General features: G+C 40.8%; 23 protein-coding genes and 1 pseudogene. 8 read left to right on the forward strand and 16 right to left on the reverse strand.

Going from position 1 to position 18337, the window contains the following annotated elements; all coding sequences use genetic code 11:
- Nucleotides 1–20: 20 nt before the first annotated feature.
- The gene (locus CU635_RS15975) at nucleotides 21–809 is read right to left on the reverse strand and encodes a hypothetical protein (protein WP_101578385.1); all 789 of its coding nucleotides are present in this window, start codon (nucleotides 807–809) and stop codon (nucleotides 21–23) included.
- Between the two features lie 140 nt (nucleotides 810–949).
- Between CU635_RS15975 and CU635_RS15980 the strand changes: the two genes are divergently transcribed.
- Nucleotides 950–1444: a GNAT family N-acetyltransferase gene (locus CU635_RS15980; RefSeq protein WP_101578386.1), complete on the forward strand. Its 495-nt coding sequence runs from the start codon at nucleotides 950–952 to the stop codon at nucleotides 1442–1444.
- 180 nt (nucleotides 1445–1624) lie between these two features.
- Here CU635_RS15980 and CU635_RS15985 read toward each other — a convergent pair whose 3' ends face one another.
- Nucleotides 1625–1957 (reverse strand): DUF4870 domain-containing protein, encoded by a 333-nt coding sequence (locus CU635_RS15985; RefSeq protein ID WP_101578387.1) that lies wholly within the window; start codon nucleotides 1955–1957, stop codon nucleotides 1625–1627.
- A 165-nt stretch (nucleotides 1958–2122) separates the two neighbouring features.
- On the opposite strand from CU635_RS15985, the gene CU635_RS15990 reads away from it, so the two are divergent.
- The 3 genes from CU635_RS15990 (at nucleotide 2123) to CU635_RS16000 (ending at nucleotide 4909) form a co-directional block, all read left to right on the forward strand.
- Nucleotides 2123–2905, forward strand: coding sequence for an undecaprenyl-diphosphate phosphatase (locus tag CU635_RS15990; protein WP_101578388.1), 783 nt, complete (start codon nucleotides 2123–2125; stop codon nucleotides 2903–2905).
- Nucleotides 2906–2929: 24 nt separating this feature from the next.
- A complete protein-coding gene (locus CU635_RS15995; protein WP_101578389.1) occupies nucleotides 2930–4054 on the forward strand; it encodes an amidohydrolase in 1125 nt (374 codons plus the stop codon).
- Nucleotides 4055–4348: 294 nt separating this feature from the next.
- Nucleotides 4349–4909, forward strand: coding sequence for a GNAT family N-acetyltransferase (locus CU635_RS16000; protein ID WP_101578390.1), 561 nt, complete (start codon nucleotides 4349–4351; stop codon nucleotides 4907–4909).
- A gap of 107 nt (nucleotides 4910–5016) precedes the next feature.
- Here the strand turns inward: CU635_RS16000 and CU635_RS16005 are convergent, their stop codons facing one another.
- A complete protein-coding gene (locus tag CU635_RS16005; protein ID WP_101578391.1) occupies nucleotides 5017–5169 on the reverse strand; it encodes a YflJ family protein in 153 nt (50 codons plus the stop codon).
- Between the two features lie 212 nt (nucleotides 5170–5381).
- Between CU635_RS16005 and CU635_RS16010 the strand changes: the two genes are divergently transcribed.
- Nucleotides 5382–6746, forward strand: coding sequence for an MATE family efflux transporter (locus tag CU635_RS16010; protein WP_101578392.1), 1365 nt, complete (start codon nucleotides 5382–5384; stop codon nucleotides 6744–6746).
- Nucleotides 6747–6785: 39 nt separating this feature from the next.
- Here the strand turns inward: CU635_RS16010 and CU635_RS16015 are convergent, their stop codons facing one another.
- Complete coding sequence (locus tag CU635_RS16015) at nucleotides 6786–7562, reverse strand: SDR family oxidoreductase (protein ID WP_101578393.1); 777 nt, start codon at nucleotides 7560–7562, stop codon at nucleotides 6786–6788.
- A gap of 167 nt (nucleotides 7563–7729) precedes the next feature.
- Between CU635_RS16015 and CU635_RS16020 the strand changes: the two genes are divergently transcribed.
- Nucleotides 7730–8209 (forward strand): Hsp20/alpha crystallin family protein, encoded by a 480-nt coding sequence (locus CU635_RS16020; RefSeq protein WP_101578394.1) that lies wholly within the window; start codon nucleotides 7730–7732, stop codon nucleotides 8207–8209.
- Between the two features lie 97 nt (nucleotides 8210–8306).
- On the opposite strand, the gene CU635_RS16025 is transcribed toward CU635_RS16020, so the two are convergent.
- The 3 genes from CU635_RS16025 to CU635_RS16035 all read right to left on the reverse strand — a co-directional run bounded on the left by CU635_RS16025 (nucleotide 8307) and on the right by CU635_RS16035 (nucleotide 10568).
- Nucleotides 8307–8825 (reverse strand): GNAT family N-acetyltransferase, encoded by a 519-nt coding sequence (locus tag CU635_RS16025; protein ID WP_308303486.1) that lies wholly within the window; start codon nucleotides 8823–8825, stop codon nucleotides 8307–8309.
- A gap of 172 nt (nucleotides 8826–8997) precedes the next feature.
- A complete protein-coding gene (locus CU635_RS16030) occupies nucleotides 8998–9780 on the reverse strand; it encodes a CAP domain-containing protein (protein WP_101578395.1) in 783 nt (260 codons plus the stop codon).
- A gap of 512 nt (nucleotides 9781–10292) precedes the next feature.
- Entirely contained in the window at nucleotides 10293–10568 is a 276-nt protein-coding gene (locus CU635_RS16035) for a hypothetical protein (RefSeq protein ID WP_101578396.1), read from the reverse strand.
- A gap of 101 nt (nucleotides 10569–10669) precedes the next feature.
- Here CU635_RS16035 and CU635_RS23860 point away from each other — a divergent pair, with 101 nt between their 5' ends.
- A complete protein-coding gene (locus CU635_RS23860; protein ID WP_101578397.1) occupies nucleotides 10670–10915 on the forward strand; it encodes a DNA alkylation repair protein in 246 nt (81 codons plus the stop codon).
- Nucleotides 10916–11003: 88 nt separating this feature from the next.
- Here the strand turns inward: CU635_RS23860 and CU635_RS16045 are convergent, their stop codons facing one another.
- The 8 genes and pseudogenes from CU635_RS16045 to CU635_RS16075 form a co-directional block, all read right to left on the reverse strand.
- The gene (locus CU635_RS16045) at nucleotides 11004–11828 is read right to left on the reverse strand and encodes a hypothetical protein (protein ID WP_101578398.1); all 825 of its coding nucleotides are present in this window, start codon (nucleotides 11826–11828) and stop codon (nucleotides 11004–11006) included.
- Nucleotides 11829–11949: 121 nt separating this feature from the next.
- Nucleotides 11950–12126, reverse strand: a complete 177-nt coding sequence (locus tag CU635_RS23410) for a DUF2188 domain-containing protein (protein WP_483860571.1) — start codon at nucleotides 12124–12126, stop codon at nucleotides 11950–11952.
- A 110-nt stretch (nucleotides 12127–12236) separates the two neighbouring features.
- Entirely contained in the window at nucleotides 12237–13736 is a 1500-nt protein-coding gene (locus tag CU635_RS16050) for a lmo1851 family serine protease (protein ID WP_483860570.1), read from the reverse strand.
- Between the two features lie 343 nt (nucleotides 13737–14079).
- A pseudogene (locus tag CU635_RS23865) lies at nucleotides 14080–14227 on the reverse strand (PadR family transcriptional regulator); the annotation flags it as partial.
- A gap of 165 nt (nucleotides 14228–14392) precedes the next feature.
- Nucleotides 14393–15280, reverse strand: coding sequence for a M15 family metallopeptidase (locus CU635_RS16060; RefSeq protein ID WP_101578399.1), 888 nt, complete (start codon nucleotides 15278–15280; stop codon nucleotides 14393–14395).
- A gap of 220 nt (nucleotides 15281–15500) precedes the next feature.
- The gene (deoD, locus tag CU635_RS16065) at nucleotides 15501–16205 is read right to left on the reverse strand and encodes a purine-nucleoside phosphorylase (protein ID WP_101578400.1); all 705 of its coding nucleotides are present in this window, start codon (nucleotides 16203–16205) and stop codon (nucleotides 15501–15503) included.
- A gap of 180 nt (nucleotides 16206–16385) precedes the next feature.
- The gene (locus CU635_RS16070) at nucleotides 16386–16694 is read right to left on the reverse strand and encodes a YodL domain-containing protein (protein WP_101578401.1); all 309 of its coding nucleotides are present in this window, start codon (nucleotides 16692–16694) and stop codon (nucleotides 16386–16388) included.
- A gap of 420 nt (nucleotides 16695–17114) precedes the next feature.
- Nucleotides 17115–17288, reverse strand: coding sequence for a YozD family protein (locus CU635_RS16075; protein WP_101578402.1), 174 nt, complete (start codon nucleotides 17286–17288; stop codon nucleotides 17115–17117).
- A gap of 169 nt (nucleotides 17289–17457) precedes the next feature.
- Here CU635_RS16075 and CU635_RS23415 point away from each other — a divergent pair, with 169 nt between their 5' ends.
- Nucleotides 17458–17628, forward strand: a complete 171-nt coding sequence (locus tag CU635_RS23415) for a hypothetical protein (RefSeq protein WP_180955691.1) — start codon at nucleotides 17458–17460, stop codon at nucleotides 17626–17628.
- Nucleotides 17629–17637: 9 nt separating this feature from the next.
- Here the strand turns inward: CU635_RS23415 and CU635_RS16080 are convergent, their stop codons facing one another.
- Nucleotides 17638–18312 (reverse strand): hypothetical protein, encoded by a 675-nt coding sequence (locus CU635_RS16080; RefSeq protein WP_101578403.1) that lies wholly within the window; start codon nucleotides 18310–18312, stop codon nucleotides 17638–17640.
- Nucleotides 18313–18337: the final 25 nt, after the last annotated feature.

Here is an 18337-nt window from a genome sequence, read left to right on the forward strand (position 1 = left end):
TTAAATTTGAAATTGCTTTCTTAATGGTTCGAGTAGCGATAATACAGTGTCAGAAGTGAAAACATCGCCAACCGTTTTTTTTGCGAATCCTTGCTGTGAAAGGTTAGGACTGGTGTGTTTGGGTCTTTAAACTGTTTGCTCCATTCAAGCGGCATCCAGCCTTTTCTCAAAATAACCTCCGGTGTCCGATCTGTCCAGACATAGCGAATATCTGTAAACGCAGTTGAACCCGTTAAATGAATATTTATTTTTTCACCATTCATATCAATGTGAAAAGATTTCAGTGAGTTGCGCTTGATTCTGACCATTTCTGTTTGATCAGAGTCAGTTACGATAATCTCTTTTTTTTTCAGTTTAATGATTGCTGCAAGTTGATTATTACCATTATAAAATCCGTATTGGGCCGGAATCGACTTATCTAGAAAATAGGGCAGCAGCCATCTCCATTTCCAAAACCGCAGATCCTTGATTTCCCCGGCAAGAATTCCGTCCGGGTTGAATAATAGCATTCTCAACGAAGGAGCAGGAAGAAACGTTAATAGCAGCTGATCTTCGTTTAACGCGTGTTTTCCCTGCTGTGGTTCATCATTGAATGTGAAAGCACTGCTTCTAGACTGTTCCTCAAGTAAAAGGTGTTTTTGATAGGAGAAAAAGCTAAGTAATAGAAATGGAGCAACCAAAGCTAAAATGGGCAGCTGAATATTCAGCCATAACGAAATGCCTAACATTAAACCGGGTGGAATAAGGAATAGGAGGCTGCCATTTAACGAAGTAGCAGCCGAGTGCTTATAGTACTGGTGAATGGTCATTCTTGTGCACCTCGCCTGTTTGAAATCTAGTTCATGTTCAATCATGAATCCTTTTTAATAGTCTATTATTCTTCTTTGTAAAAGATGTTTTTTTTGGAGTGAAAACGCAAGATAAGTTACAGACAGGAAGAGGAATGTAAATGATCAGAGAAATAGCCGCGAAAGACGCCGAAAAATTTCTTGAGCTATTAATGGAAGTTGATGACTCGGGTTTTATGCTTTTCGAGCCCGGGGAACGAACATCGTCTGTTAAAAAAGAGGAGACTAAAATTAGCCAATTTTTAGCAAATCCGCATACAACCATATTCGTAGCGGAAGAAGATAACCGGCTGACCGGCTACATTATTGGCATCGGCAACACCCAAAAGCGCAAACAGCATGCAGCCTATATAGTCATTGATATCCGTTCAGGGTATCGTGGCCATGGAATCGGCACAATGCTGTTTGAGAAATTGTTTGAATGGGCAAAGCAGCGAGGACTGAAAAGGCTTGAATTGACGGTGATTAAAACGAATGCACCAGCCTATCATCTTTATAAAAAGATGGGCTTTAAACTTGAAGGGGAAAAAATCGGCTCCCTGATCATCGACGGGGAAGCAGTCAATGAATATTATATGTATAAATGGCTCGACTGATTGGCGACTACCGTCCGATCTGTTTTTTGAGCGTTATTACAAAATAAGGGCTGACTGAATTGAATTAGCCCCGTATGTTTCAGTAGCTAACAATTATTTCCGGTTCTATATTTTGATAGAAAAACAGACACCTCAAGTGAGATGTCTGTGAGTTTGCCTTCAATATCGCCACCCTGTCTGCTAGAGAATCCGAAATATAAATGGAATTCGGTATTCTTCCCCTTCAAATGCTTTAATTGCTGCGATGATCGTAAACACAACTGTAAGAATTCCAATAATCCAGATCGTGACAAAGCCGATTAAGACGAGCATCAACAAAACGCTTATGATCGAATAAATCGCGTAAGAAATAATAAAGTTAAAATACTCTCTGCCATGATAATCAACAAAAGCGGATTCGTTTTTCTTTATTAGCCAGATGATCAGCGGGCCGATAAACGTGGTAAAAAAACTGCTCACATATATCGCGGTCGCCAGAAGCCTTTCGTCATTAGTCGGTCGTTTTCTATCCATCGCAGGTTCCCCCAAATTAGAATATACTTCTCTCTATTATTTACGTTCCATCATGTGAAAAGTTTCCTCTTTTAAATGACCCGGCACTTGATTATGTTTGATGTTCTTGTTTAGGACAACTTGAATACAAATGATTATAGACAAAGATACAAAGGGTGATAATCAATGTTGTCTAAGCTTGAAGCGCTCGTACTGGGGATGATTCAAGGTTTAACCGAATTCTTGCCTATTTCCAGCACTGGCCATTTGTATTTGGGAAGACACTTTTTTGGGCTTGATGAAGCAGGACTTTTTCTCGATACAATGCTCCACGTTGGTACACTGCTTGCCGTGCTTGTCGTCTATAAGAATGAGCTGCTAAAAATGCTAAAAAATCCGTTTGGGAAACTGGCAATGCTCGTCACAGTAGGGACGATTCCGGCTGTCATTGTCGGGTTTCTGTTCAACGACTTGTTCGATTCTATTTCAAAAACCGGCGCTACGATTGGTTGGGAGTTTCTCGTCACCGGCTTGATCCTCTGGATTGCCGATAGTGTAAAACATGGAGCAAAGAATATCGATAACATAGGCTACGGCGATGCCCTTTTCATCGGTTTTTTTCAGGCAGCTGCCATTTTTCCGGCGTTATCCCGCTCGGGGCTAACGATCGCAGCCGGTTTATTTCGAAAATTGGACCGGGAATCGGCCGCTTATTTTTCTTTTTTGCTGTCGATCCCAGCGATTGCCGGAGGCATTGTTCTCCAGGCTGGCAAGCTGTATTCAGGGCATGTAGAAGCGCTTCCCTTCAGCAGCCTGCTGATTGCGACATTGGCATCTGCTTTGTTCGGATATGCAGCTGTCGTCTGGATGATTCAATTTTTAAAAACAAAATCGCTGAAGATCTTTGCCGTTTATGTTTGGATTCTCGGGTTTACAATACTTGCCCTTCAGATCACTGGTGCTTTTTAAGCATGTTTTAAAGGAAGAAGTCAAATGAAGACTTTATTGAAAAATGCGAAGGTATATCCGATTGCCTCACCACCATTGTTAACCGGTGATGTCTTAGTAGAAGACGGTAAAATTGCCCTGGTTGGGAAAAATCTTGTGACCGGCAGTGACGCGAAAATCATTGACTGCGATCAGTGCTATCTGTTTCCCGGGTTCATTGATGTGCATACCCATCTCGGTCTTTACGACGAAGGAACGGGCTGGGCTGGCAATGACGCCAATGAAACGATTGAAGCAATGAGTCCGCATATCCGGGCCATCGATGGGGTTTATCCTTTAGATCCCGCATTTTCGGATGCGGTCAAATATGGAATTACAACCGTGCATGTTATGCCGGGCAGCGCGAATGTGGTTGGGGGAACGACGTCCGTTATTAAAACTTGTGGGAAAAACATTCAAAAAATGCTTATCCAGGAAACGGCCGGTTTAAAGATTGCCTTTGGCGAAAATCCGAAGCGGATTCACAGTCAGGGAAATAAGGATTCTATTACGAGAATGGGGATTATGGGCATGCTGCGCGAAGCGTTTTACGAAGCAAAAAATACTGACCAACCAGACTCGCTGAGAATGGCCCCGCTAGTAAAAGCATTAAAGAGAGAAATCCCCGTTAGAATCCATGCCCATCGTGCAGACGATATCATCTCGGCAATAAGATTTGCCGAAGAGTTTCGTCTTGATCTCCGCATCGAGCATTGCACGGAAGGGCATCTCATTGCAAACGAGCTGGCAGGGCAAAAATTAAAAGTCTGCGTTGGCCCGACATTAACGAGAAAATCGAAGGTCGAACTAAAGAATAAACACTGGAGAACTTATCGGGAACTGACAGAGCATGGAATCGAAGTTTCGATCACCACTGACCACCCATACACCCCGATACAATACTTAAATGTTTGTGCCGCCATCGCTGTCAGGGAAGGATTATCCGAGCAAAAAGCGCTTGAAGGTATCACCCTGTTAGCAGCGAAAAATTTAAGAATCGACGAAAAGCTGGGGAGCATTAGTGCGGGAAAAGATGCTGATTTAGTGTTATGGAGCCATCATCCTTTCCATTTTTTTGCTAAACCAAAGTGGACGATGATCGACGGAAATTTCGTCTTTACAGACAGTTAATTTTTTGTAGAAAAATGTTAAAATTCCGCTATAAAAATTAACATTTTACCTATTTCTTTTTTGATATTTTTTTAGTATTATACCTTAAGTACGATGTTTTCAAAGCTTTTATAAAAAAGTAAATAACCGTATGCGAGCAATTGGGAAGGCAAATGGTGCGCCACCAGTTTACTGGTTCTAGTGGGTTCGATTCCCACCCCGAAATTTTTTAGCAACATTACAAAAAATTTCGAGGGTGGACCCAGAGTCTATTTAGGTATGGATTCGGACTGTCCTCAGGATGGAGGTAAACACATGCTCAAGAAACGTGATCTTCACGACTGTCACGCCTTGTATGATTTAATGGTTCACCCTGATGTTTTTCCTTTTGTACGCCAAAAAGCTTATTCCTATGATGAGTTTTTATTCATAACAAAACAGACCATTGAAGCTGAAGAACGTGGTGAAATCATTTCGCGAACGATTCTTGACGAATGGGGATGTCCAATCGGGACGATTAACCTGTTTAATATTCAAGATAATGCGGGCTTCTTAGGGACATGGCTTGGCAAGCCATTCCATGGAAAAGGATACAATCAACTAGCGAAAGACGCGTTTTTTGAGGAGCTTTTTTATGAGGCCGGCATTGATACGATTTTCATGCGAATCCGCACTGAAAACGTCCGTTCACGGAAGGCTGCCGAAAAACTGCCTTATGCCATCAAAGCGAATGAAACAAGAAAAACCATATATAATCAATTGAATGCTACAGGAAAAATTTATGATTTATTTGAAATCCCGAAAGATGTCTATACCTTGCAAATTCTCAGGAACGGTGCACAGCAGCAAGACGCTTCACATTTGCTTGAAGCATAGGCTGCCGGCGTCGTTCGAAGATTATTGTCCAATACAACTAACGCTCCGTGCATCGGAGCGTTTTTATTTTGAGCTAAATTTTTCGCATTGACCGCCGTATGCTGATTCTATTTGACTTTTGCTCGGACCATTTCCAAATAGAGATTTCGAATTATATACGTTTTATATAGTTCTAGCTTTCTTCTTTCAACCGGATGCCTTGTAACACCCTCTGCCTTTAATTGTGAAATATACCAGCCTTTTGAACCACGGTACGCCATTAGTCTACCCCTCTTTCATTACGCTTGTCTCGATGACATATATGTATGCACAGGCGTTATAAAAGATGACGGCTCTAATAGACAAACCAAGTTTACATGCATTTACTCGCTTTGTTGCTTTTTACGATCGATGGGAGATATAAAAGCTCATCAACATCTGGTGTATGATATAATTCTTTCCGTTATACGAAAAGAAAACGAGGGCAAAAAACATGGAACGAACAAACAGCAGAAAAGAAAAGCTAAAACAATTATTTGTCATACTCCTTCCCATTTTGGTCACCCAGCTGGCCATGTATGGGATTAACTTCTTTGACATCATGATGTCAGGACATTTCAGCCATTATGATCTAGCTGGAGTTGCGATTGGATCATCGCTTTGGGTACCCGTTTTTACCGGATTAAGCGGCATTTTGCTTGCCGTCACTCCTATTGTTGCCCAACTTGTCGGTGCGAAGGAAAGCAAGGAAGCTTCCTATTCAGTCGTTCAAGGCGTCTATCTTTCAGTGGTCACTGCGATATTTGTCATCGCTGTCGGTTCGCTCATTTTAAATCCTATTCTGAACACCATGCAGCTGGAGACTGAGGTGCGGGAAATTGCCCGAAACTATATTATCGCTTTAAGCTTCGGAATGATCCCACTATTTGTCTACAATGTTCTTCGTTCTTTCATAGATGCATTAGGAAAAACGAGGGTTACAATGATGATCACATTAATGGCTGTTCCGATTAACGTTCTTTTTAACTATTTGTTTATTTTCGGAAAATTCGGCTTCCCGGAGCTGGGTGGTGTCGGTGCCGGTATAGCTTCAGCGATCACATATTGGCTGATCACGTTAATTGCTGTCTTTGTCATTATTAAGTTGGAACCTTTTACACAATTTGGTGTATTTAAAAGCCTTCCAGGACTCTCGTTGTATAAATGGAAGGAGATTTTAATGATTGGTGTTCCAATCGGTTTCGCTATTTTCTTTGAAACCAGTATCTTTTCAGCGGTTACCTTATTGATGAGTACATTTGATACCGCTACAATCGCTGCCCACCAAATTGCAATTAACTTCGCCTCTTTTTTATATATGATTCCGTTAAGCATATCGATGGCATTGACAATCGTTGTTGGCTTTGAGGTTGGTGCAAAAAGATACAGGGATGCAAAGGAATATAGCTGGATTGGCATCGGACTTGCCGTGATATTATCAATTGTGTGCGGCTTTATCCTTTTACAGTTCAGAAAAGATGTCGCCGCGATTTATACCAAGGACCCGGAAGTGTTAAATTTAACGATCGATTTTTTGATTTTCGCCTTATTCTTTCAGCTTTCAGATGCGATACAGGCGCCTGTACAAGGTGCACTGCGCGGATATAAGGATGTAAATATCACATTGATTATGGCTTTATTTTCGTATTGGGTGATTGGCCTTCCATTAGGGTATATTCTTGCTAATTACACAGACTGGAGCGCCTTCGGATATTGGGTTGGACTCATATCAGGCCTGGCCGTCGGAGCGGTCTGTTTGGTAAGCAGACTGATATTCCTTCAAAAAAACAAGCTCAGCCCTTCCCTTTCAGAAGAATAATCAACCGAAACCGGCAGCTCTATTGGCTGCCGGTCTTGTTCATGATTGTTTGTAAGCTTTGCCTAATACGTCCTTTCCACCCGTAACTGGCATAATACTCCCTGTTATAAATGACGAGCTTTCCTCCACTAAAAAACATATCACTCTTGCAATGTCTTCCCCTGTTCCCGGTCTGCCAACCGGTGTTTCCGAATCACGCACTTGCAAAGAATCTGAGATACTTTTTTCTTTCCAATCACCTATAATGTCACCCGGGCATACCATATTTGCGGTTATCCCGTATTCTGCCTCCTCAAGGGCAATTGTCTTCGTCAATGAGGCGAGACCGGTTTTTGCGGCAGCAAATCCTGATCTGTATATCCAGCCCGGCGCCGATTCGACGCGATCAAAGCCAATCGTAATGATTCTTCCCCACCTTGCTTCCCTCATCTTCGGGATCAAAAGTCTTGATAAATAAAAAACTCCATTCAGGTTTCCATTTATAAGATAATTCCATTCTTGCGGAGAATAGTCGGTTAACCGTTTTTTTTCATGGATATAAGGGCCGGCATTATGAATGACAATATCGATAGAAGCGAACAACGAAAAAGCTTCTGACACAACTTTGCTGCATTGCCCTTCGTCTGAAACATCACCCTTCACGGCAATATTTTCGGTTCCATACATTTCAGTCAGGCTGCTGGCTAATTCAACGGCGTCTTCCTTGCTATTTCGGTAATTTATGATTAAATGAACACCATTTTTGGCGAGCTCGATAGCTGTGCTCTTCCCAATCCCCGAGGACCCTCCCGTTATTAAAGCGATTTTCCCTTTCACTTTTAACTACCCCGCTCTTTTATAATTTAGTTTCTTTACCAATATACTAAAAAGTCCACCGCTGATATGCAAACTTTTACGCTTAACGGTAAGGCTTCATCTTGCATATATTGAAAATAGAGTTGATAACGCTGGCGACCCTTTCAGCCTTGAAAGGAGGTTTCACTTTGTTTCCATGGAATCTGTTCCCGATAAATAAAGACATGAAAAATATGATGAAACAGGTTAAACCAGAAGAAATCGAAAAGCATATCGAGGAGATGATGAGTAAAATGTTCCCTCCAAATATGCAAGACATGATAAATCCTAAAGAGTTTGCAAGTGCGGTTAATCCTGTCCCGCACGACGCCAGAAAACAAAGCATCGTTCCTCTAGAAGAAGCTGTTTTTGAGACACATGATTTTGTTTTTGTGCGGATTCCGATCAGAAATCAGGAATGGCTCCATAACATGAAACTGTCTCATACATCCAACCAGATGATTGTTGAACATATTCCCGAAGATGATGACAAGCATACCATTACCCTTCCCGCACTCGTCCGAAAAAAAGGGGCCACTGCGCGTCATAAAGATGGAATGCTTGAAATTAGAATCCCCAAAAGCGTCAATATGCAATTTTCCGAGATCGATATAACAGATGTTCTTTAAGGTTAACATCCTTGCAGGGATTTGGGAGGTATATGAATCGATGTAAACAAATTAGAACAGTGGCGCGGAATAAACATGAGGCCACTTATATACGATGCTATTTCATGCGAGACAGGAATTTATCATAGCAATAAAATGGCTGGTCTCTTTCTGGGAATTTCATCTCACCAACTTTCACAAACTCATTTTTTTCAAATAGAAGCTGCGCTTTCTTATTTAAGGAATATGTATCTGTTTTTAAATAAAATACGCCTTTCTCCAATGCATAGCTTTCGGAAAAGGACATAAGTTTGCTGGCAATTCCTGCTCCTCTCACATCCGGATCTACGGCCAGCCGATGAAAAACAAAAGAATCTTGATCACTTCGCCAGTGTGCTTGTTTGTACTCAGGCGGCTCTTGTCGATCAATCGTGATCGATCCGATCACTCTTCCGTCTTTTTCTGCTACGTACAAACTTCCTGCTTTGCAGTCAGCCAAAAAATCATCCTTATGGGGATATGTATCTGACCATTGGTCATTGCCTTCCTGATTCATTAGCTCAACAGTATGTATGACAAATTCCATTATTCGTTCAATATCTGCGGCTGTTGCGATGCGAATGTTGATGTTAATCACCTTTTTCGTAATGTCTAACCAATATTCTAACCCATTTTTAAATGTTCATGAAAGAATTTGAACTCGATTCATCATTTTTCCGTATAAGCCTTTTACACGTCTTCTGTACACGCCATCGAGAAATGAAAGAAGAACCGCTTCCTTGGGAAACGGTTCTTCTTTCTGTTATTTATTATTTACCAATAAACATTTGTGTCCAGTAGTTGCCTTGCGCAACATGCCCTACTCCAAGGTTCGTATAGCTTGGGTTAAGGATGTTTTTACGGTGGCCTTCACTGTTCATCCAAGCTGTAACAACTTCTTGAGGAGAACGTTGACCCATCGCGATATTTTCACCGGCTGATTTGTAAGAAATGCCGAATTGTTTCATCATATCGAATGGAGATCCGTAAGTTGGGCTATTATGGGAAAAGTACCCTTTAGCTTGCATATCGCGTGATTTTTCACGGGCGACTTTGCTTAATTCAACATCTAATTTAAGCGCTGGAATTCCATGTTTTGCACGTTCTTGGTTTGTTAAGTCAAGCACTTGTTGTTCAAATGCACTAACTTGGGAAGAAGCTGGAGCTGCAGCTTTGGCAGGCTGTTGAGCCGGTGCCTTTTTAGCTGGCTGCTGTGCTGCAGGCTGTTGTACTTGCTGCTTCGGAGCAGGCTGTTTTGTTTGCTGCTTTGGAGCAGGTTGTTGTACTTGTTGCTTTGGAGCAGGTTGTGCAACTGGCTGCTTTTGTACAGGTTGCTGTACTTGAACGTTATTCCATTGAACATTGAAATTGCTCATGTACTTTTTAAGAATGCTATCAATTTGCTCATTTGTTAAATTGCCAGATTGATAAGTATACATTTTAACCTGTGCAGGAGTTGGGCAGTTAGACGCCGCGTCCGCTCTGTCGGTAACTGGATTTGCCATCAGCATTGCTGCTGCAGCTGCAACTGAAAAAAACATTTTTTTCTTCATCTATCAAAGATCCTCCCTAGTTTCGTTGTTTTTTGTCTGTTTGACTTGCAAAATAATCATAACATGCGTTTTTTGTAATAATTGCGGGAGGATATTCCAAGACCGTGCCAAATGAACTAGTTTAGTAGTACATTCTTTTTAAAAATGGGTATAAACCTATGAAGTTATCATCTTTTTACAATATTCTATTGGACAATATTAGATTGGATAAAACCAGTTAACGAGGAAGTGCATTGCCTCACTTGGAAAACATATGATAGGAAATAAGGGTTGACAAGTTTTAGCTAAGCTATTCATTTTTACAAATGTTACTTTAGGATTACAATGTTAACCGTTCTTATAGTTCGAAGTGATCAGAGAAAAAACGGCTTTTTACCAGCCGTTTTAGTGATCCGGGCCCAGATATTTGCCTGGACACCAGTTTCTGATATGCAATTAGGGTTATACAAACTGACTAAATCCTATCGCACTCCTTTTACAAAAGGAATAAATTTAACATTTTCACCATAAGTCTAATTGCTTTCGCGTGCTTTAATCGTCTCCATATTTTTTTTATGAAGTGAAATTAATGCTAATTTATCCTGATCCGGAAGTTCAGAGTCGATGATTCTGCTCACAGCTAAATAAAACTTATCGTATCGTGAGCGACGGGTCCGCGGATGCGAGTTCTCGTCCAATAGCTCACGCAGGACTGCTTCTTCCAGGACGACTTCGCTATTCTGTTTCGATGGCAGCATCCGATGATTCCATATTGATCGGTATTGCTGTAATAAGTAATCATAATCCATTCTGCCTCTCACCTTCCATCAATACACTAGCAATATTTTCACATAATTACTAGCAACTTGGCAAAAAATAAAAGAAATCTATTTTGAAAGGAGCTTGCAAATTGAATACACCATACCGCTGTCCGAGCTGCAGGACCAACAGGAGCCGTTTTAATATAATCGAGCAAGTGCCGCATTCTGTAAAAAAACATCCGCAAACCGGACAAATCCTCGAGGAGTACACAAGCGAGACCCTCTCTCCTTTTCATACGCCATACAAAGGGCCGTTATATAAAGTGCAATGCGCCATATGTGGACTAATTCAAGATGAACAGCCATTTATACAGTTTGGTCAGAACCAGCTTTAGTACTGTTGCATCGGAATGAGCCAACAAGATATATACAATTAACATTGATGGACATTGGCAAATCGTTCACAGACGAAAAAACCGCTTCTCATTCTATGAAGCGGTTTTCCTCAAGGAATTTTTCCGAGTCTACCTTCCAAGGTCCATCAGGGGAGTAGCGGATTAAGTTTATATTCCCTTCAAACTTAACTCTTCCCTCTTCCCTTAAGTACCATTCTATTTCAACCGGTACAGAAACAAAAAGGTCAGTCTGTAATTCGTTTACAGCCGGAACTGAGATTTGGCTTATGTTGACATTTTCAACCTTTTTAAAAACCGGGGTGTAGTTTCTTTTCTCCAGGATAATACAGTTTAGAATTTTTTCATCTTCTTCTTTAAAGCCGGCAATATAGGCATTTATCAGTTCCAATGGACTTGCAGCAGCCAAGTACCCCTCCAGCTGACCGGCTGCTTTAAAAACCATTAACTTATGCGATAAATCCATATGATCGGTACGATGTGTTGTACTCCCAAAAAAATGAATGCAAAAATGTCCGGGAAAATTGTTTGTAATCGCCCCCGCCCCATGGGGCATTCCATGCATGGAGGCTGCGATCCTTTTCCCCTTATGCTCAACGATAATGGCGCGGCGCTTCCAGCTCCATTTGCCGCTGTAGATCTTTTTCATCGTCTTTGTATGCTTTTTTGAAATGGGTTGGACGTCAGCATGGCTGCTTCCGGCCCTTCTTTGTACAGTGAATCTCTTACCTGTTTCCAGGTCTTCAACCCTAAAGGTACTAAATTTAGGAATAAGCTTGTTTACTTCTTCCCATTGGAGCATTTGAACCCTCTCGTCTTTTTTTGCCATTGAATCTGCCGTATTAGCAAATGTCCAAATCAGTAAAAGAGCTATCGCTAAAGTTAATTTTTTCATCTGTCTCACTCAACTTCTGTGTCGGTTTTTGTAAAGTTTCCCCTATTGATATAAAAACATACAAAAACGCCCTCAGAAAGGGCGCGCTCTCAATCAATTCACTGGCAACGTCACGACCAGACTAATGATTGTCTACATATTCCTTTGCTTTATCGATCGCAATTGGGATAGCCCGTCCATCCTCGTAACCATCTTCAAGAAGTGCGTTTGCAATTTCGATGGCCTTTTCCCTGACTTTCGGATCGAGATTCTTCATGGCATCAGGATAATCGTTTTTACTCCAAGGCAAGTTAACCACTCCTTTTCTTTGTTTTGCTATGTTTATACCCTGCAGCAGATCGGCCAAACAAAGAGTTTTTAATTACTTAGGTGAAAAAAAGCTCTCCGCATCAGGAGAGCTTTTTTTGTTTATGAATTAAGCTGCTGTTTCAATACTTCCACTGCTTTTAGGATTTGTGGATCATTGTTTTCAAGTTGTTCGCGCAGTTTCTCCATTAGCCTTACGGTTGATTGGCCACTGAGGACTCCATTTGATTCAAGGCCTTCAGCTTCCTGAAATGCGATAACCGCCTTCTCGGTTCCTTCATCGAAAAAGCCATCTTCTCTGCCAGGTTGATAACCGATTGCCGAGAGCATCTGCTGTGCTGCTTTTACTTGCGCAGAGCTTACGGAACGTTTGAGCTCAAGATCGGGATTGATAAAAGGCAAGGAAGCATACTCTGGAAGCTGGACTTCAAAGTCGGGAACAATTCCTTTTTCATGTATCCAGTTTCGATCAGGTGTCAGCCATTTTTCGGTTGTAAATTTAATGTTTGAGCCATCTTTAAAATTCTGGGCACGCTGCACAGTTCCTTTCCCAAAGGACTTTTCACCGACCAGCGGAACATCCGCCGATTCTTTAACGGCCGCAGCAAGTATTTCTGAAGCGCTCGCGCTTCCTTTATCAATCACGACAACAAGCGGAATATTTGGCCCGTTCTCATGTGTCGATTTAACTTCTTCTCTGCCGCCATTGCGGTCTTCAATTTGGAACAAAATTTCACCTTTTGGAACAAATAGACTGGATATTTTGATCGCCTGGTCTAATAGACCGCCGGGATTTTGCCTCAAATCCAAAACAAGTCCCTTCATTCCCTGTTTCTGTAGCTCGTTAAGCTTATCGACAAGTTCTTTTGAAGTATTTTCTGAGAAACTCGTAATTTGGATATTAGCTATTCCATCCTCCATCATTTTACCATAGACTGTTTCAAGAGGAATTGTATCCCTGATAATCGAAACATCCATTGTTTCACCCATTCCCGGGCGCTGGAGGACTATTTTAACCTCTGTCCCTTTTTCGCCTCTAATAAGTGTAACGGCTTCTGTCGAACTTAGCCCCTGCAGGCTTTTGCCATCCACCGACAAAACAATATCATTCGGCTGCAGGCCCGCTTTCTCGGCCGGGGAGCCTTTCAAAGGAGAGACGATGACGATATTGCCATCCAGCTCCTGAATTTCCGCTCCAATACCCTCGAAGGACGAGGAGATGCTTTGATTAAAGCTTTTTGCTTCTTCCTCATTCATATAGTCCGAATAAGGGTCATCGAGAGCTTCAACCATACCATTAATGGCTCCGTTTATCAGCTCATCTTCATCAACTGATTTATAATACATTTCCTGCAGCGTATCATAGGCAGAATACAGCTTGCTGAATTCCGGTCTTTCCGTTCCAACATTGACCGCTTTTTCGTCACCGAATGCGAGTGCGAATGTTGTAATTCCAGCTGTAATGAAGACGATGAAAAACAACAGCATGACAAATCGGAATTTTTTGATTCTAATATAGCTGGAAGGATTATCTGATGTTTCTTGTCCTTTGTTATCCATTTCGCTTTTCTCTTGATCCAAGTCTTTCACCACTTTCATCATCAAAAAAGTCTTTTTCAGGAGTCAATTTCATAAAGCAATTCTTTAATTGAAAGACGAACAGTTATTTAAAATTTAAGATAGTAACATTCGTTTCCTGCGGCATTCTCTTGTTTATTTAGTCAACCTTCGTTCGTTTTTCGGATTAGCTTATTACATTATGAAATTCACTCTTTTAGACCTTAAAATTTAGGATAACATTTTTTATTAAAAAATAACAAAGAAAAAGTTAAGCTCTAAGGACCATACAGCTTTGCTGTTTCAGCCAAGTATTTCTTTTTTCGCAATTGTTCATGATCCATCTCGTCCCATAATCAAATTGATCGCGTGAACAAATTGACTCCACCGGGTATAGTGTCTCTTCCTTCAATTTGATCGCCGGGCCGCTTCTGGCCTCCATCTCTTTGAAAATCTCGTAACCGTACATATCTTTTTCATTTAAAGTATAGTATTAATAACGATGTGCTTCCTTTTACAAGCTCCCGGTTGAACATCACGCTCACCTGCCCCTAATTGTAGCTGCTATTCCCTATTATACATGAACTATCTCCCGGATATTAATGACCGCAAATAATTTAATTTAAAGAAAAAAAGACAACTTTTTATAACATACAAAAAGAAAAAGCATGATCAGTTTTTATCATGCCATCCAATATATGCTAAATTTTTAAAACAATATTAAAGTATTCTTCAAGAGTCAGTTTTTTTTCATAAATAACAGCTGCATCCCTTTCCCCGACAAAACGGAAATGCCATGGTTCATACTGATAGCCGGTGATCGCTTCTTTTCCTTTCGGGTATCTAAGAATAAACCCAAATCGGTGCGCATTTTCTGCAAGCCATTTTCCCTCAGGCGTTTCCCCAAATTGCTCTGTTAATCCCAATCCTGCACTCTGGCTCGATATATCCATTGCCAGGCCAGTTTGATGTTCACTGTTTCCGGGGACAGCAACGACCTGTTTCGCGTTTTGTTCCCCAACCCGGCTTACTTCAGCATCAAACAACTCTTTTTGTCGGGCATATGACCGATAACCCGATACTGCATAGAGCTTAAGTCCATTTCGGTTGGCCTCAGCAAACAGGTTTTCCAGAGCTGCAGATGCTTCTTGGCGCAAATAGCTTTTCTCGATATCCTGAGCACCGTAGGAAAAAGGTACATTCGGCCTTACCATCGTCTCGGGGAGATAGCCATCGGGCAAGGCAAAATCTTTATTGACCAAAGCCATAATATTAATAGGATTTTGAATGATCGCTCTTCCGTTAAATTCAATTATACTATTAAAATAAGCGGCTTCCAGGGTGGGCGCGCCGGAAGCAGGAGTTTCTGCACCCGAATTGTTTTCTGCTGTCTGGCTATTCTCTGTTGTTGATTGCCCGGTATCATTGTTGTCCAGATTGTCACGAGTGACATTTTCTTGTCGCTTTTCAGCCTGTTCATCGCCTTCCCTATCAGCCTGTTGAAAAGGGAGCTTTTCCATGATTGACTCCACCTGACTGCAGCCGCTTAAAATCAATCCAGCTCCTAAAACTGTCCAAATTTTCCTCATTCATTTCACCTGTTTCATTTTTGTTCAGTTGTTTCCAAACATTATTTCTATTTTAACATGATCCGTCAAGCAATCTAAATACACAGAATTCCTTTATATTTAGACAACTTCATTCGTTTTTCGGTTTAGCTTATTAGTGTGTAACTTACTCATCTATGTATTCAAAAAAAAGATACCCAGTTATTTTAGGTATCTTTATGATTTTTCAATGAAAAGTTGCCTATTCCTGGATGACAGCTTCGAGCGAAACTTCAATCATTTCGTTAAAGGTGGATTGGCGTTCCTCTGAAGTTGTTTCTTCACCTGTTAACAGATGGTCGCTTACAGTCAGAACCGACAATGCCTTGCGATTGAACTTTGCGGCAAGAGTGTAGAGTGCGGCTGTTTCCATTTCAATCGCCAATATTTGATATTGCGCCCATTTTTCATGCTCAGCATGATCATTGTAGAACATATCCGCAGTAAACACATTACCGGTTCTAAGGTTCAAGCCTTTTTTCATACCAGCGTCATACGCTTTTTTAAGCAAATCAAAATCAGCTGTTGGAGCAAAATTAACCGCGCCAAAAATAACTTCGTTCATTTTCGAATCAGTCGAAGCGCTCATGGCGAGAATGACATCGCGAACCTTGACATTCTTTTGAATAGCGCCGCATGTTCCGACCCGGATCAGATTTTGGACATTATAGCTTTGCATCAATTCATTTATGTAAATAGAGATGGACGGAACACCCATTCCCGTTCCCTGAACAGATATTTTTTTTCCTTTATAGGTTCCCGTATAGCCAAACATGTTGCGAACTTCGTTATAGCATTGTGCATTTTCTAAAAATGTTTCAGCAATATATTTAGCCCGAAGAGGATCTCCGGGAAGCAATACCGTTTCGGCAATTTCATTTTCTTTTGCATTGATATGAATACTCATATTATTTACCTCCATTATTTTCTTTAGCTGTTATTTCCTTGCCTATCCCTTCAAACTATAACATATTCTTTTCTCCATGAAAAATCATCCGGGTACCAGCATCTTTTAACAGGGAAATAGGGAAGATACGTTTTTAAAAAGCAGAAAACAACCCTGATTTTCAGCGTTGTTTTCTTCACATTACCTCACCTGAATTCGGTTAATCTTTGTCCAGCCGCCCGCTTTTAGCTGGTAATAATGGTGACCTCTCAAGCCTTCGTCAATTAATACAATATCGCCTGTGCTCATAAACCTGCCTTTATAGTCGGTGGGAATGGTGTCCGGCACATTGAAAAGCTTAAATACCTTATCAAAACAATCCTGATGCCCCTCCGCTTTAATTGCAAGCCGGTACACTTGAGTATAGCCTCTATCCTGCCTAAATTGCGGGGTTTGAAAAATCGTAATATCATAATTTCTCTTCCTTCTGCTTGTTAACTCTTTTAACATGCCGCGTCCCCCTATCAAATTAAACTGTATATGTACTATTAAAGCTATCCTTTGTCGATTCCTTTATCGGAAAGCTTCTACTTTTGTCGATAGTTGGGTTATTTGCATGGAAATTTTATCCTATGTTATCGAATCGATCCGGACGCGGACATTTTTTCGCAAAAAAAGATGAAGCATCGCGCTTCATCAATTAGCAATATTGTTGAATAACGGAATTTATTTTATCCTTCATGTAAAGAATGTCTGAATCGGATACGGTCAGCTTTATTTTGGTTTCGTCCATTTCCAGTGCCTCGGCCAGGACGCCTCCCTGTCAGCTACCGAGCGTCTTGACACTTACTCGGGTTGGACTTTCACCAACTAGCAATTAACGGCTTGCTGGGCACGCTCACATAAAAATGACGGGCAGCAGCCCGTCATTTAGTCGATATCAGTATTCTCATCAATAATGCTCTTTTCAACAAGATATTCAAAAGTTATATCAGCCATTTCATTCAATTCCTCATTGGTGGGAACGTATCCCCTTTTTAAAAGCTCATGAAAGAAAAATTCGGCAATCTCCTCTGTATCAATAATAACTTCGATTTCTTTCATAGCATCGCCCCCTTTTTACAGAATGTATGTTGCATTTGCTATTTTCATAACCTGATCTGTTAAAAGGCTTTTCATATAGTTCGTCTTTTTAAAAGAAATTTCAATTCAAGACATGTTTATATTGGACAAGCATACACATTAGTAACAGCTAATATTTAGGAGTGATTGGATGATGGTGATCTGTAAGTGGATCGAAGTGTTTAAAGAAGATGTAAATAAAGAAAATAGTTTGTTCATAGATACTTGCAGGAAGATTACTGAGTTTGTTTATAAAATACTGCTCGTTTTTGGTGCACCTTATTTAATTTATCTGCTATACCAATTTACTGTTAATTTCTAAGTATTTTTTTCATATACTTTTAAGCTTTTCGAGAACAACACGCATAACTTGTTCGTATTCCCAATCGTTAAACATCTCATGTAAAATCTTGTAATCATTATATATATCAAGGAGACCGTCAATCAGTTCCTGTTGGTCATCTTTCTTTCTCACCATATCACGCTCGGTCTGGCGGTAGCCGCGTTTATTGAGTTTCATTTCTTTTTCAAAGGGATTTTGCGGTTTGTTCACTGAAAACAGCAACCCTAATTTTTGAATGAACGTTTCGGCATTAGCAGCTTCTGCAACAATTGTCAGCTCTTCTTCTCCTGCTTCAAGCCATTCGCCGTCGCTAATTCTCGACAGCTCATAAATAACGTCTTCCCAGGCATTTTCCTTATAGCGCCAAATTTCAGTCCGAAAACCAATTACTTTGAACAGGTCTGCTCCATACCCTTTGACTTGAACCAAATCACCGAAAAAAAATTTATATTCAATGTCAATATGTTCTTGCTCAACAACATTTCCTTCGTATTCTGACAACAATTGCAGGCTTGCTTCCATATACAGTCCTTCGCTTTTATTCACTTCATACACATGCATGCCGTCAAGCCACTTAACATCCGTAATTTTCCCCACCGTGCCATACATTGTGATCACGACTGTATCACCGATTTTGTATTTCGGTTTTTTTCGTTTTTCCATTTCCTCCATCCTCTCAGGTGGTGAG

It is taken from the genome of Bacillus canaveralius (assembly GCF_002860125.1).
GTDB classification, from domain to species: domain Bacteria; phylum Bacillota; class Bacilli; order Bacillales; family Cytobacillaceae; genus Bacillus_BJ; species Bacillus_BJ canaveralius.

Excerpts from the sequence above, each read along its gene's own strand:
- CU635_RS15975 (WP_101578385.1), bottom strand. The coding sequence starts at position 809 with ATGACCATTCACCAGTACTATAAGCACTCGGCTGCTACTTCGTTAAAT.
- CU635_RS15980 (WP_101578386.1), top strand. The coding sequence starts at position 950 with ATGATCAGAGAAATAGCCGCGAAAGACGCCGAAAAATTTCTTGAGCTA.
- CU635_RS15985 (WP_101578387.1), bottom strand. The coding sequence starts at position 1,957 with ATGGATAGAAAACGACCGACTAATGACGAAAGGCTTCTGGCGACCGCG.
- CU635_RS15990 (WP_101578388.1), top strand. The coding sequence starts at position 2,123 with ATGTTGTCTAAGCTTGAAGCGCTCGTACTGGGGATGATTCAAGGTTTA.
- CU635_RS15995 (WP_101578389.1), top strand. The coding sequence starts at position 2,930 with ATGAAGACTTTATTGAAAAATGCGAAGGTATATCCGATTGCCTCACCA.
- CU635_RS16000 (WP_101578390.1), top strand. The coding sequence starts at position 4,349 with ATGCTCAAGAAACGTGATCTTCACGACTGTCACGCCTTGTATGATTTA.
- CU635_RS16005 (WP_101578391.1), bottom strand. The coding sequence starts at position 5,169 with ATGGCGTACCGTGGTTCAAAAGGCTGGTATATTTCACAATTAAAGGCA.
- CU635_RS16010 (WP_101578392.1), top strand. The coding sequence starts at position 5,382 with ATGGAACGAACAAACAGCAGAAAAGAAAAGCTAAAACAATTATTTGTC.
- CU635_RS16030 (WP_101578395.1), bottom strand. The coding sequence starts at position 9,780 with ATGAAGAAAAAAATGTTTTTTTCAGTTGCAGCTGCAGCAGCAATGCTG.
- CU635_RS16035 (WP_101578396.1), bottom strand. The coding sequence starts at position 10,568 with ATGGATTATGATTACTTATTACAGCAATACCGATCAATATGGAATCAT.
- CU635_RS16045 (WP_101578398.1), bottom strand. The coding sequence starts at position 11,828 with ATGAAAAAATTAACTTTAGCGATAGCTCTTTTACTGATTTGGACATTT.
- CU635_RS16050 (WP_483860570.1), bottom strand. The coding sequence starts at position 13,736 with ATGATGAAAGTGGTGAAAGACTTGGATCAAGAGAAAAGCGAAATGGAT.
- CU635_RS16060 (WP_101578399.1), bottom strand. The coding sequence starts at position 15,280 with ATGAGGAAAATTTGGACAGTTTTAGGAGCTGGATTGATTTTAAGCGGC.
- deoD (WP_101578400.1), bottom strand. The coding sequence starts at position 16,205 with ATGAGTATTCATATCAATGCAAAAGAAAATGAAATTGCCGAAACGGTA.
- CU635_RS16070 (WP_101578401.1), bottom strand. The coding sequence starts at position 16,694 with ATGTTAAAAGAGTTAACAAGCAGAAGGAAGAGAAATTATGATATTACG.
- CU635_RS16075 (WP_101578402.1), bottom strand. The coding sequence starts at position 17,288 with ATGAAAGAAATCGAAGTTATTATTGATACAGAGGAGATTGCCGAATTT.
- CU635_RS23415 (WP_180955691.1), top strand. The coding sequence starts at position 17,458 with ATGATGGTGATCTGTAAGTGGATCGAAGTGTTTAAAGAAGATGTAAAT.
- CU635_RS16080 (WP_101578403.1), bottom strand. The coding sequence starts at position 18,312 with ATGGAAAAACGAAAAAAACCGAAATACAAAATCGGTGATACAGTCGTG.